This window comes from Aliivibrio sp. S4MY1 (assembly GCF_028765545.1).
Lineage (GTDB): Bacteria > Pseudomonadota > Gammaproteobacteria > Enterobacterales > Vibrionaceae > Aliivibrio.
Map to the genome: position 1 here is coordinate 275,584 of NZ_JARACP010000001.1, position 14,403 is coordinate 289,986.

Annotated in this window: 13 protein-coding genes; all 13 read left to right on the forward strand. The window is 40.7% G+C overall.

Annotated features, from left to right (window positions below; translation table 11 throughout):
* Positions 1-7: 7 nt before the first annotated feature.
* On the forward strand, positions 8-1,975 hold the full coding sequence (gene fliD / locus PVK71_RS01405) for a flagellar filament capping protein FliD (protein WP_274417322.1): 1,968 nt from the start codon (positions 8-10) through the stop codon (positions 1,973-1,975).
* Between the two features lie 29 nt (positions 1,976-2,004).
* Positions 2,005-2,295, forward strand: coding sequence for a hypothetical protein (locus tag PVK71_RS01410; protein WP_274417320.1), 291 nt, complete (start codon positions 2,005-2,007; stop codon positions 2,293-2,295).
* Between the two features lie 15 nt (positions 2,296-2,310).
* Positions 2,311-2,721 (forward strand): flagellar export chaperone FliS, encoded by a 411-nt coding sequence (fliS, locus tag PVK71_RS01415; protein WP_065624088.1) that lies wholly within the window; start codon positions 2,311-2,313, stop codon positions 2,719-2,721.
* A gap of 216 nt (positions 2,722-2,937) precedes the next feature.
* The gene (locus PVK71_RS01420; protein ID WP_274417319.1) at positions 2,938-4,419 is read left to right on the forward strand and encodes a sigma-54 dependent transcriptional regulator; all 1,482 of its coding nucleotides are present in this window, start codon (positions 2,938-2,940) and stop codon (positions 4,417-4,419) included.
* 129 nt (positions 4,420-4,548) lie between these two features.
* Entirely contained in the window at positions 4,549-5,610 is a 1,062-nt protein-coding gene (locus PVK71_RS01425) for a sensor histidine kinase (RefSeq protein ID WP_274417318.1), read from the forward strand.
* 2 nt (positions 5,611-5,612) lie between these two features.
* Entirely contained in the window at positions 5,613-7,046 is a 1,434-nt protein-coding gene (locus PVK71_RS01430; RefSeq protein WP_274417317.1) for a sigma-54-dependent transcriptional regulator, read from the forward strand.
* Between the two features lie 100 nt (positions 7,047-7,146).
* Positions 7,147-7,458, forward strand: a complete 312-nt coding sequence (fliE, locus tag PVK71_RS01435; protein ID WP_274417316.1) for a flagellar hook-basal body complex protein FliE — start codon at positions 7,147-7,149, stop codon at positions 7,456-7,458.
* A gap of 17 nt (positions 7,459-7,475) precedes the next feature.
* Positions 7,476-9,206 (forward strand): flagellar basal-body MS-ring/collar protein FliF, encoded by a 1,731-nt coding sequence (gene fliF / locus PVK71_RS01440; protein WP_274417315.1) that lies wholly within the window; start codon positions 7,476-7,478, stop codon positions 9,204-9,206.
* Positions 9,199-10,251: a flagellar motor switch protein FliG gene (gene fliG / locus PVK71_RS01445; protein WP_274417314.1), complete on the forward strand. Its 1,053-nt coding sequence runs from the start codon at positions 9,199-9,201 to the stop codon at positions 10,249-10,251. The genes fliF and fliG overlap by 8 nt, the downstream gene beginning before the upstream one ends.
* Before the next feature lie 100 nt (positions 10,252-10,351).
* On the forward strand, positions 10,352-11,149 hold the full coding sequence (gene fliH / locus PVK71_RS01450; protein ID WP_274417313.1) for a flagellar assembly protein FliH: 798 nt from the start codon (positions 10,352-10,354) through the stop codon (positions 11,147-11,149).
* The gene (fliI, locus tag PVK71_RS01455; protein ID WP_130044139.1) at positions 11,150-12,469 is read left to right on the forward strand and encodes a flagellar protein export ATPase FliI; all 1,320 of its coding nucleotides are present in this window, start codon (positions 11,150-11,152) and stop codon (positions 12,467-12,469) included. It abuts the gene before it with no gap.
* Between the two features lie 56 nt (positions 12,470-12,525).
* Positions 12,526-12,969 (forward strand): flagellar export protein FliJ, encoded by a 444-nt coding sequence (gene fliJ / locus PVK71_RS01460; protein WP_274417312.1) that lies wholly within the window; start codon positions 12,526-12,528, stop codon positions 12,967-12,969.
* A 166-nt stretch (positions 12,970-13,135) separates the two neighbouring features.
* Positions 13,136-14,371 (forward strand): flagellar hook-length control protein FliK, encoded by a 1,236-nt coding sequence (locus PVK71_RS01465; protein WP_274417311.1) that lies wholly within the window; start codon positions 13,136-13,138, stop codon positions 14,369-14,371.
* The last annotated feature ends 32 nt before the right edge of the window (positions 14,372-14,403 follow it).

Genomic DNA, 14,403 nt, shown 5'->3' on the forward strand with positions numbered 1-14,403 from the left:
ATGCTTCATGAGTATGAGCCCGATGGGGATGGGTGGTGGCCTAGATATTAATTCTATGGTGAGCAAAATAGTTGAAAGCGAGCGCTTACCAAAGCAGCAGCGCATCGACCGTGAACGCTCAGATATAGACATGAATATCAGTGGTTATGGCCGTCTGCAAGAATCGTTAGATACCATGAAAAACCTCATGTCGACGTTTCGCCAAGAGGATACGTTTGCATCTCGAACTATTTCAAGCAGTGATGATGAAGTAGTCAGTGCGACAGCAACACCAGAAGCCTTAGCGGGTCGATACACAATTGATGTTTTACAATTAGCTCAAGCTCAAAAACTAGCATCATCGCCAATTCGTGATGATGCTAAATTTGGTCCAGGTAAATTGGATATTTCATTAGGTGATAAAGAGTTCACCATTGAAATTATTGGTAAAAATAACAAAATCACCGATCTGTTAAAGCAGATCAATAGTGCACCATCAAATCCAGGTGTACAAGCCTCTATCGTTAAAGACGATGGCGGTTCACGTCTTATTCTCGCTTCAGATAAACCGGGCGAAAGTCATAAAGTTAAAATTGAAGTCGATGCTGAATACAATAATCAGCTGCATCGCCTTGCTTTTAATCCTAATTTTGATCCTACGGTATCAACAAAATTTGATATTCCAACCTTGCTTGAATATCAAAATGTACCAGAAATTGCCGCTCAGCAAATGCAAGAGCCAATAACGGCACAAGAAGTTCCGGAATTAAGTGATGAAGAAAAATACGCGTACTTTAAGCCGCTAATTGATTATGCCAATCGTGAATTAGCGCGAGAAGAAAAAGCGGCAAAAGAGATCATGCTTCAACAAGAAGCTACAGCTGCATTATCGACACTAGAAGACCCAACCGATCCAACATCGGGCATGTCAGGCTGGAGTGAGCGTACAGCGGGTACCCTGCAAGCGGCACTTCCAAGTGAAGATGAAAAGATCGAGTTAGCTAAAGCAGCAAAGCAAGGCGATCAAGATGCTGCAGAAGCCTTAGCTGAAATCGGCCAAACGCCAGATGTTGTTTTTCAAGCGGCAGGCATTACTTATGAAGCACCTCAAGTAGCACCTAAAAAAGAATTGGTTGAAATAGCTAAAGAAAAAATTGAGCAGTTACCGCCGACAATTAAAGAAATAGCAAAAGAAAAATTAGAACCGATTGAAAAAGTCGTAGAGGCAATTAAGCCTGAAGGCCCACGGAAACCTTTATTTTCTGGCCTTCAAGAAGTGCAAACAGCAAGTAGTGCAAAAGTAGTATTAGATGGTGTTGCTCGAATAAGCAGTGATACCAATGTGATTCAAGATGCGGTTCATGGCGTAGATATCACATTAAAAGGTACGACAGCAGAAGCAAGCAAGCGTGTTGAGCTTGATGTACAGTTTGATAGAGATGGCGTAAAAGCCGCGATTGAACAATTTGTTGCTACTTATAATCAGTTTTACGAAACGACTCAAGCACTGAGTGGTTTTGATCCGGCAACTGGTCAAAGTGGCCCTCTTGCCGGTGATAGTGTTGTTCGATCTGCTGAATCTCGTTTGAAATCTGCTTTTGTAGCACCAGTAGAATCGGCACCAAAAGATGTAAAAACACTTATTGAACTAGGTATTTCGACCACTCGTCAAGGGACGTTAGAAATAAACCATACGATGCTTGATCGACAATTGAATGAAAACTTTGGTCAATTGTATACATTTTTTGGTGGTTCTAAAGGGTTTGCTAAAAAAATTGAAGACGTAATTCAGAGTATGACAGGGGTAACAGGCCCTATTCGTACCAGAATGAATACCATGCGAGATCAAAATTACCGCTTAAATGACCAACAAGTGGATTTAGATCGTCGTATGGAGAGTTTACAAGAACGAACTCGAAACAAGTTTGCCAATATGCAAGACGTTACTGGGAAAATGAAAGCTCAGTTGTCAGGAATGATGAACGCATTAGGTTAATGAGTGTCAGTGATAATTAGGTGTTTTCGATGATTTTATTACAGCAATTAGAAAATCTGGATCAAGAGTTACAAAGTTTATATCGTGCAGATGATATTAATTTTGAACAATTGGCGATATTTTTATCAAATCGGGAACAACTTTTGCATCAATGTATACAAGTGTCAGAAATAGTGCATTCCACTGGATGGCAAAGCGCAATTGCAAGAACTCAATTGATTATTGATGAAATGAGTCAATTAGGACAGCAATTTGCTTTAGATTATCAAAAATTGAACCATGGACAAAAGTCGGTTCAACTTTATAGAAAATTTCAATAATACTGAGGAAATACAATGAGAGGTTCACTACAAGCATATAAAAAGGTATCAATTGATAGCCAATTAAGTGCTGCATCACCTCATAAGGTAATTCAAATGCTAATGGCTGGCGCGATTGAGCGTTTAATCCAAGGTAAAGCAGCAATGCAGCAAGGTAATACTCCTGTAAAAGGCGAACGTCTTGGTAAAGCATTAGATATCGTGATCAGTTTACGTTCTTGCCTTTCAATGGATGATGGTGGTGACATTGCAAGTAATCTTGATTCTTTATACGACTTTATGATCCGTCAGATCTCACATGCGAATCAAAATAACGATGGTCAAGCTATTGATGATGTTGTGGAAATGTTGCGTGAAATAAAGTCAGCATGGGATCAAATTCCTGCAGAGTTCCATAACCTTACTGCAGACCAAGTTGGTATCTAAGTTCACGTCACGTAATTTGGTATAAACTACCATTAGTTTTATAAATCAAGTTTATTTTTGATTTTTTATACTAACCTCTCATTTACCGTATGACTGTCCATTTATTGACAGTCATAGTTGCCTTATTTTTCTTATGCTATAAAATAGCGGTATAATTTCGTTGCTGTTCAATGAATAGGCCACTTAAATCAAAGAATTAAGGCACATAACACATCTATGCAAGGTTTAGCAAAGACACTAATTATTGAAGATGATGAGCAAAACCGTCACAATCTTAAGATCATTCTTGAGTTTATCGGTGAGCATTGTCATGCCATTTCGACTTCAGAATTGTCTACTTTTGACTGGAATGCTCCTTGGAGTGCCTGTTTTTTAGGTAACGTAACAGAGAGTTCACAACAAGAATTAATCAAACAATCCTTAATTACTAATAATCATATCCCTATTATTATGCTTACGGGCGCTGCGTATGATCTTGAGGATTTAACGAACTATGTTGGTGAATTAAATCAACCAGTTAATTATCCTCAATTAACGGATGCACTGCGTCATTGCCAAGAGTTTATGGGGCGTCGTGGTTTGGGTGTTCCCCAGCTTGGACGAAAAAATACGTTATTCCGCAGCATGGTTGGGCAAAGCCCAGCTATCAGTATGGTTCGACATTTAATTGAGCAAGTCTCTGGTACTGAAGCAAGCGTTCTTGTTTTAGGGGAGTCAGGCACCGGTAAAGAAGTTGTTGCACGTAATCTTCATTATCATTCACCACGTCGTAAGGGACCGTTCGTACCTGTAAACTGTGGTGCTATTCCACCAGATCTTTTAGAGAGTGAGCTTTTTGGTCATGAAAAAGGGGCATTTACAGGAGCAATTACCGCTCGTAAAGGTCGTTTTGAACTGGCTCAAGGCGGTACGCTGTTCTTGGATGAGATCGGTGATATGCCAATGCCGATGCAAGTAAAACTGTTGCGAGTATTACAAGAGCGCTGTTTTGAACGTGTTGGTGGCAATCAAAGTATTAAAGCGGATGTTCGTATTGTAGCCGCAACACATCGCAATCTTGATGAGATGATAGAGAAAGGGACCTTCCGTGAAGATCTGTATTATCGATTAAATGTGTTTCCAATCGAAATGCCAGCATTGCGTGAACGTAAGCAAGATATTCCATTATTACTGCAAGAATTGCTAGCGAGAATGGAGGCGGAAGGCAGTGCTCGTGTACGTCTAACACCACGTGCTGTGAACTCATTAATGGAGCATCATTGGCCGGGTAATGTGCGTGAGCTAGCAAACCTAATTGAACGCTTAATGATCTTATTCCCTGGGGAGTCGGTTGACGTTAATCACTTACCGACAAAATACCGTTATAGTGATATACCGGAGTTCCAACCAGAGAATAACAATAAACAAAGTATTGAAGAGCAAGAGCAAGCCGCACTAGCAGATATGTTTGCTAATTTTAGTGATGGCGGAGTCCCTCAAATATCAAATCAAAACTTTGGTCCAGCATCAAATGATTTACCTGAAGACGGGTTAAATCTAAAGGAGATGTTGGCTGATGTAGAAGTTAATATGATATGCCAAGCGCTTGAAGCACAGGCGGGAGTTGTTGCTCGTGCTGCTGATATGTTAGGTATGCGTAGAACGACTTTAGTTGAGAAAATGCGTAAATATAATCTAAACAAAGATGATATGCGTTAATAATCTGCACTGACAAATAATTGACTCATTAAAGATGTTATTTTGATGTAACCTTATGATTTAAAACAATAAAAAGGGCTGGCATGTTAAATGCATTAGCCCTTTTGTTGTTTTGGCGGGGATCAAATTATGCAAGGTAACTCTGAGAGTGAGATCAATTCACTCCTTGGCACAGTAGAAGAACAAAATACACGTTATAAGCAAGTATTAGATGTTATGCCTGCGGGGGTAATATTGCTTGATACACAAGGCGTTGTATGTGAAGTAAACCCAGAAGCCATTAAGCTTCTTGGTACCCCATTATTAGGTGAACGTTGGTTTGAAGTCATTCAACGCTCATTTGATCCAAGAGAAGACGATGGGCATGAGATCTCATTGCGTAATGGACGTAAAGTACGTTTAGCCATCTCAGCCTCAGAAACGGGCCAACTGATCCTTATTACCGATCTAACCGAAACCCGTTTACTGCAATCTCGTGTCAGTGATTTGCAGCGTTTGTCATCGTTAGGAAAAATGGTTGCCTCCCTTGCTCATCAAGTAAGAACGCCACTTTCAAGTGCGATGCTTTATGCTTCAAACTTAGGTTCCCCAAATTTACCCGCAGCAACACACAAACGTTTTCAAACCAAATTGGTTGATCGTTTACATGATCTCGAAAAACAAGTGAATGACATGTTGTTGTTTGCTAAAGGTGGCGATAACAAGGTTGTTAAATCATTTACGATTGAAGAGCTTGTTGCAGAATATCGTCCAATGGTAGAAACCGCTTTGCAATCAAATCAAGTGGATTATCACTTAGAAGTAGAAGAACAAGATACATTATTAATGGGTAATGCCAACGCTATTGCCAGTGCCATTAGTAACTTGATTATGAATGCGATACAAGCCATTGGAAAAGAATGCCAAATTGATGTTTTCTTTAGACCGGTTAATGGTTATTTGAAAATATCAGTACAAGATAATGGGCCAGGTATCCCATTTGATTTACAAGATAAAATTATGGAACCATTTTTCACTACACGCTCTCAAGGCACGGGTCTTGGTTTAGCGGTGGTGCAAATGGTTTGTCGAGCACATAAAGGACAACTTGAATTGTATTCAGAACCAGATGATGGTGCGTGCTTCACCATGTCTATTCCATTAACAGCAACCTATGCTGAATCAGCAACTCAAACAGAATCTGGAGAATAATCATGGCTCAAAGTAAAGTATTGATCGTAGAAGATGATGAAGGCCTACGCGAAGCCTTGATCGACACCTTAGAGTTAGCTGGTTACGAATGGGTAGAAGCGGATAGCGCAGAAGCCGCGTTGCTTATTTTGAAAAAAGAGTCTGTTGATATAGTAGTGTCTGATGTTCAAATGGCAGGAATTGGCGGTTTAGCATTGTTACGTAGCATCAAGCTAAATTGGCCTAATTTACCCGTTCTTCTAATGACAGCTTATGCCAATATTGAAGATGCGGTTTCTGCAATGAAAGACGGCGCAATAGATTACATGGCGAAACCTTTTGCGCCAGAAGTGTTGTTAAACATGGTTAGCCGTTATGCACCAGTTAAAAATGAGCAAACAGGCGATGCCATTGTTGCTGATGAAAAGAGTCTTAAATTACTTAAGTTAGCAGATAAAGTAGCACGAACTGACGCAAACGTGATGGTCCTTGGGCCAAGTGGTTCAGGCAAAGAAGTGATGTCTCGTTATATCCATAACAACTCACAGCGCAGTGAGGGCCCATTTGTAGCTATTAACTGTGCTGCTATTCCAGACAATATGCTAGAAGCAACCTTATTTGGTTATGAGAAGGGTGCATTTACAGGCGCGGTTCAAGCGTGTCCTGGTAAGTTTGAACAGGCACAAGGTGGCACTATCTTATTGGATGAGATCAGTGAAATGGATCTTAATCTACAAGCTAAGTTACTGCGTGTACTTCAAGAGCGCGAAGTTGAGCGTTTAGGTGGCCGTAAGAGCATTAAGCTTGATGTCCGAATTTTGGCGACCAGTAACCGAGATTTAAAAAAATACGTAGAAGAAGGTAATTTTCGTGAAGATTTATATTATCGCTTAAATGTATTCCCAATTGCATGGCCTGCGCTTAAAGAGCGTAAAGGTGATATCGCACCTATTGCTAAGCACCTTATTGAACGCCACTGTCAAAAACAAGGCTTACCCGTACCTAGTTTTAGTGTTGAAGCTACTCAAAAACTGGAAAGTTACCCTTGGCCAGGGAATGTGCGTGAACTAGATAATGTGGTTCAACGAGCATTGATCTTGGCTGAAGAGCACCAAATTACCGCTGATGATATTTTATTAGAAGGCGTTGACTGGGTAGATGCTCGAGGGTTGCAACAAGTGGTTAGTGGTGAAGCGCCAACAATTAAGCCTGAGCAACAAGCACCGTCAATAAATGACACAGTTGCAATGCCATTATCTGAAGACGGTGAGATTTTAACCGCATCTAGTGGGTTGGGTGGTGAACTTCGCGAGCAAGAATTCATCATTATCCTTGAAACTATAAAAGCGTGTGATGGTAAACGAAAAGATGTCGCAGAAAAATTAGGCATTAGTCCACGAACGTTACGCTACAAATTAGCGAAGATGCGTGATGCTGGAATAGATATCCCAAGTTAATACAATGACTTATGCTTGTTGATATTTTGGTATGTAAATTGCTTTATATACTTCGGGTCGTAAAATAAAGTCAATTAGTTGACTGGGTCGGAGAATAAAAATGAAAATTGGTGGTTTACAGGACGAAATGCAAGCAATGATGCTTGATGCGTCAAATACAATGCGTCCAGCAACGGGTAAAGAAGTTGGTGCGGACTTCAGTGCCATGTTTGCAAAAGCAGTTAATAACGTAAATGGCTTACAACAAGCTTCAAGCGATTTAGCTGTGCGCTTTGATCGAGGTGATGAAGGGGTCTCATTATCCGATGTAATGATTGCACGTAACAAATCAAGCGTAGCATTTGATGCGACAATTCAAGTGCGTAATAAGCTAGTTGATGCTTATAAAGCACTCATGAATATGCCAGTATAATTTCTAGGAATTAAAGCGTGTCAGAAGAAAATAAAAACACAGATTTAGCAGTATCTGATGGGGTATCCGCCAGTGGTTCAATGGCGCTAGATAATTCAATGGATGTTCAAAATCCAGATACTGATGAGCAAAGTTCTTCGAAGTTAGATTCAGCGTTGGGTAATCTTGATTTATTGCGTCAAGTTATCCTTGTGTTATCTGTATCTATCTGTGTCGCATTAATAGTTATGCTTTTCTTTTGGGTTCAAGAACCTGAAATGCGACCACTTGGTGCGTATGAGACGGATGAATTAATTCAAGTTCTTGATCACCTTGATGCGCAAAAAGCAGAATACAAACTAGAAGGCAATACCATTCTCGTTCCTGCTTCTGAATTCAGTAAAATGAAGCTTGATCTTTCTCGTGCCGGTTTAAACCGAGAAGTAGGAGAAGGTGATGATATCTTACTGCAAGATATGGGTTTTGGTGTATCACAGCGCTTAGAACAAGAGCGTCTAAAGTTAAGTCGTGAACGCCAATTAGCAAGTACGTTTGAGCAAATGCGTCCAATTCGTAAAGCTCAAGTATTACTCGCAATGCCAAAACAAAGCGTATTTGTTCGTCATAACCAAGAAGCATCAGCAACGGTATTCTTGACTATGCGAATGGGTGCAATGCTAAAACAAGAAGAAGTTGATTCGATTGTTGATATGGTTGCAAGTGCGGTTCCTGGAATGAAACCAACGCGTGTTACGGTTACCGATCAACACGGTCGTCTACTGAGTTCTGGTACGCAAGACCCAATGGCAATGGCTCATCGTAAAGAACAAGAGTTAGAGCGTAAGCAAGAGCAATCACTGCGTGATAAAATTGATGCGATTCTTATCCCGATTTTAGGCTTGGGTAACTATACCGCTCAAGTTGATGTATCAATGGACTTCAGTGCGATTGAACAAACACGTAAACAATTTGATCCACAAACACCATCAACACGAAGTGAGTACACATTAGAAGATTACAACAATGGTAATGTGATTGCTGGTGTTCCGGGTGCCCTAAGTAATCAGCCACCAGTAGATTCAGCAATCCCTCAGGATATTGCTGAACTAAAAGATGGTTCAGTACTAGGCCAAGGCTCTGTTCATAAAGAGGCAACTCGTAACTTTGAATTAGACACAACCATCAGTCACGAGCGAAAACAAACGGGAACGGTTGCACGCCAAACGGTTTCAGTTGCCGTAAAAGAGCGTCAAAGTGTTAACCCTGAAACAGGCGAAGTGACTTACACTCCAGTGTCGGCAGAGCAAATTGAAAAGATCCGTCAAATCATTATTGGTAGTGTTGGTTTAAATGAACAACGCGGTGACTTATTAAACGTATTAAGTGTTAAGTTTGCGATTGAAGAGCAACCAATTACTATTGATGTACCGATTTGGGAGCATCCAAACTTCAACGATTGGATTAAATGGTTAGCAGGTGCTTTAGTTATAATTGCTGTGCTACTTATTCTTGTTCGCCCAGCAATGAATAAACTACTGTTCCCTAACCAAGCAGAAGATGATGCCATTGCGAAAGGCGAAGGCGTTGAAGGCGAGATGGGCTTAATTGGCAGTGATTTGGATGGTGACGGCTTCGAGTTTGGTTCCGGCATTGATCTACCAAACTTGCATAAAGACGAAGATTTATTAAAAGCGGTTCGTGCTCTTGTAGCAAATGAACCAGAGTTAGCAGCACAAGTGGTTCGTAACTGGGTATCTGAAAATGGCTAATGAGATTGTAGAAGCAGAAAAAAAAGATGAAGACAACCAAGAGTTTGATCTTTCATCACTAGCAGGCTCAGAACGTGCTGCCATTTTACTGCTTAGTTTGAGCGAGGATGATGCCGCAAGTATCATTCGTCACTTAGAACCAAAGCAGGTTCAGAAAGTAGGTGCAGCAATGGCAACCGTATCTGATTTAAATCAGATTAAAGTGTCAGCTATTCACCGTGCTTTCTTAGAAGACATTCAGAAGTACACCAGCATCGGCATGGGCAGTGAAGACTTTATGCGTAATGCATTGGTTGCTGCTCTTGGTGAAGATAAAGCGAATAATCTAGTAGATCAAATTCTACTAGGTAGTGGCTCTCAGGGGTTGGATTCATTGAAATGGATGGACCCTCGTCAAGTGGCAAGCATCATTATGAATGAGCACCCACAGATCCAAACTATCGTATTATCGTACTTAGACCCAGATCAGTCAGCAGAGATTTTATCTCAGTTTCCAGAGCGTAGCCGCTTAGATTTGATGATGCGAATTGCACACCTTGAAGAAGTTCAACCATCAGCTCTGGCTGAACTGAACGAAATCATGGAGAAACAATTTGCGGGTCAATCAGGTGCTCAAGCTGCGAAAATTGGCGGCCTGAAAGCAGCTGCAGAAATCATGAACTACCTAGATAACAGCATCGAAGGTATGTTAATGGATCAAATCCGTGATCAAGATGAAGAGACTGCAACACAGATCCAAGATCTTATGTTTGTATTTGAAAACCTTATTGATGTACAAGACCAAGGTATTCAAATGCTACTGCGTGATGTTCCACAAGAAGTACTGCAAAAAGCACTTAAAGGTGCCGATGACGCACTTAAAGAGAAAATGTTTAAGTGCATGTCGAAACGTGCAGCGGAACTTATGCGTGATGATCTTGAAGCGATGGGACCTGTTCGTGTGGCAGATGTTGAAGCCGCTCAGAAAGAGATTTTGGCAGTGGCACGTCGAATGGCAGACTCTGGTGATCTAATGCTTTCTGGTGGTGCAGACGAATTCGTATAATACGTTTTTGCTTCATTGAGTTATAATTATACGGCTATTTAAGAGTTAATCTAAATAGCCGTTATGCTTTTTAATCTTCTTCTTTTTACGGGTTATCATCATGAGTATCAGCAAAAAACGTGGCTTTATTCGCATTACCGATGAGAGTGAACTACAAAAAACCAATATTTGGGAATCTCCTGATTATTCTGATCCTAACCAGCCAGCTCGTGAAACTGCATTAAATTATGATCCTAGCTGGACACCATCACTTCCTCAAGAAGAAGAGCCTGAAGAATTTGTGCTCACCGAAGAAATTATCGAACAGATAAAACAAGGTGCTTACAATGAAGGATTAACGCAAGGGCAAGAGTTTGGTTATAAGGAAGGTTTAGAAAAAGGCCAAGCAGAAGGCTTTGACGCTGGAAAACCAGAAGGCTATCAAGTTGGTTACGATGAAGGTATTGCAGCTGGGCAAGCTGAAATTCAAGAGCGTATACAGCATTTAATTGAAATGGCTGATAAGTTTGCAACGCCATTAGAGTTAGTTGATTCTCAAGTAGAAAAACAGCTTATCGATATGGTATTAGCGCTAACTAAAGAAGTGATTCATGTTGAGGTAAAAACCAATCCTCAAGTATTGCTTGATACTGTTCGTGAATCAGTTGAAACCTTACCGGTTACTGAGCGCGAAATTACCATTTCATTAAACCCAGAAGATCACCAACGTGTGATTGAAGCGTATGGCGAAGAAGCTTTAGCACAAAAACAGTGGACACTGGTTGCCGAGCCTTCAATGAATCTTGGTGATATTAACATTCAAGCTTCAGATTCAAAAGTCAGCTACTTACTTGAAGAGCGAATTAAAACCGTTTTAAATAAATTCTGCGGTGTAAATCGTCATCAAGGAAATCAGTAAATGCTGCCATTATCTGAACGCCTTTCTCAATATAAAACAACAGGGTTAACCACGCGAGCTATTGCATCAGGTAAGTTAGTACGTGTTGTTGGCTTAACGCTAGAAGCGACAGGTTGCCGAGCGCCTATCGGTAGTTCTTGCTTGGTAGAAACCATCAATGGTGAAATAGAAGCAGAAGTGGTCGGTTTTTCAGGTGATAACCTATTTTTAATGCCGAACGAACAAGTATCAGGTGTACTTCCAGGGGCAAAAGTGACTCCAATTGTTGGTGGTAGTGGTATTCCTGTTGGTATGGAGTTACTAGGTCGAGTCGTTGATGGTGTTGGTAATCCGATTGATGGGCTTGGTGAATTGTATACCGAGCAAACCGCTTCATTTACTTCAGAACCAATTAATCCATTAGCACGAAAGCCAATTTCAGAACCACTTGATGTTGGATTAAAAGCAATTAACGGTTTACTTACGGTTGGTAAAGGCCAGCGTTTGGGTCTATTTGCCGGCTCAGGTGTAGGTAAATCGGTAACACTTGGCATGATGACTCGCGGTACAACAGCACAAGTGGTGGTTGTCGGTCTGATTGGTGAGCGTGGACGAGAAGTAAAAGAATTCATTGAAGAGATTTTAGGCCCAGAAGGGCGACAAAGATCAGTGGTTGTCGCAGCGCCTGCCGATTCATCTGCACTGATGCGATTAAAAGGCTGTCAGACAGCACTGACTATTGCAGAGTACTTCCGTGATCAAGGTCTAGACGTATTATTATTGATGGATTCACTGACACGTTTTGCACAAGCACAGCGTGAAATTGCCTTATCGGTTGGTGAACCTCCAGCAACCAAAGGTTATCCGCCTTCCGTATTTGCTAAACTGCCCGCTTTGGTTGAACGAGCGGGTAATGGTAACGAAAACCAAGGGTCTATTACTGCATTCTTTACGGTTTTGACTGAAGGGGATGACTTACAAGATCCTATCGCTGATGCTTCTCGCGCCATTTTGGATGGACACATCGTATTGTCACGTGAAATGGCTGATGCGGGCCACTATCCAGCGATTGATGTAGAGAAATCAGTGAGCCGTGTTATGCCACAAATCACAGATGAAGAGCATATGTTGATGTCTAAAGTGGTTCGTCAAATTTTATCTACTTGTCGTAAAAACCAAGATTTGGTATCAATAGGCGCTTATAAACCGGGTACCGATCCGGCTATTGATCAAGCGTTCACGTTAAAACCACGACTTGATGAATATCTACAACAGAAAATGAAAGAAAGCGTGCCATATGATATGTGTAAGAGCATGTTGAAAATGCTATTAAGTGGCTAACGAGTCAAAGGTACGAGAATAGTGTGCATGGATAAGACGATAAATAGAGAAAGAGCATGAGTAATACCTTTGATTTTTTATTAGAACAATCTCAGGAAAGAGAAAACCAAGCTGTGATGGCATTAAGTAAAGCCAAAGCAGAGTTGGATAATTTCTATGAGCAAGTTAAACAAATCGAAAAGTATCGTCTTGATTACTGTAATCAACTTTTGCAGCGTGGTCAGGAAGGTCTTACTGCGAGCCAATACAGTCATTTAAATAAGTTTTTGGTGCAGTTAGATGAAACGCTAACGAAACAAAAAAGTGCAGAGTCTCATTTCACTTCCCAAGTGGATAATTGTCAAAGCTATTGGCAAGAGACTCGTAAGCAACGTCGCTCCTACGAATGGATGATCGATAAAAAGAAAACCGAGCGTCAAAAAAAACTCGATAAACAAGAGCAAAATATGATGGATGAGTTTTCGACACTGCAGTTTGCCCGACGAATTAAATCTGAATAGGCTATTTAGTTATTTTTTCGATTGTTTTACTTTAGTTAATCCCCCTCTTCTTGTTGTCCAGCGTTAAACTAAATATAAAAGTGGCTTAATATTTGCTTTAAAATAATCAACGTTGGGCCACTACAGTGCTCGTCAAAAAATTCACACTCAATGTAGAGAATATACTATGAGCAGTCATGACTTATCCTTAAGCAGTATCAATAAAACCGCACCAGTAAAGACAGATACTAAAACGGCTGCTGTAGAAAAAACAGAATCTGAAGGCTTTGTAGAAGAGCTTAAAGAAGTCATGGGATTAAAAGAAAAAGACGACGCCAAAAAAACAACGGTAGACGAAAAAGGCGACGTTGAAAAAGGTGAAGCGGCTGAAAAATCGAAAGAGTCTGAATCTGTTGAAACAAAAGAAGAAACAACAGAAGAAAAAGTAAGCCAAGGTTCTGAATTACTCTCTCGTTTAGATCAAGCGAATAGCACGCTAGTTGATAAAAAAGCGGAAGCGAAAAAAGAATCAGATGATAAAGAATCATCAGACGATTCAGAGCCACTAAGTGATGCAGAAGTGATGCTAACTCAAGCCAGTATTGCTGCTAAAGGCGAGACAAACAGCAGTAAAACCGTAGCCGAAAAAACGGACCCTTTAAAAGAAATTCAATGGGGAAGTAGTGCTAAATCGTCAACTCAAGTAGAGGGCGAAACACAGAGCAAAGGTGAGGCGTCAGGTAACAAAGAATCAACCAAAGAATTATTAACCTCTACAGCACTTATCGGTAAGGCAGAAGCTGAAGCCGGAAAGCTTGCTGAGGCAAAAAAAGCAAAGATCGATATTTCAGCACTTGGCATGACGCAGGTTGCTAATGGTGAAACTGTGAATCTAACCGAAGCTAAAACGACAGATAGTTTTGCTCAGCAGCTAGCGACGGCATCAGGAGCAACAGCAACACAACAAGTAACCGCTGCTCAGAAAATGGATCCAGCAATGGCACCGCTGAATATTCGTCAAGAACAAGTCAGTGACGAAGTTGCTGAACGCATCAATATGATGATGGCAAAAAACTTAAAACATGTTGATATTCGTTTAGATCCACCAGAAATGGGACGTATGCATATTCGCCTAAACATGGGAGCAGATAGTGCAGGGGTTCAGTTTACCGTATCAAACCAACAAGCTCGTGATGCTATTGAACAAAGTTTACCGCGATTACGTGAAATGTTTGCTCAACAAGGGATCCAATTAGCCGATACCTCAGTTCAGCAACAAAACTCTGGTGAGTCATCTCAATACGCTTATCAGAAAGAAGAGTCTTCTCGTCAAGGCTCTGGATTTAATGAAGAGTTTTCTGAAGAAAAAGAGATTAACGTACAAGTATCAAAACCCAATGATGGAATTAGCTTTTACGCCTAAGAATTTTTTGAAAAAAGCATCATGATTTTAAA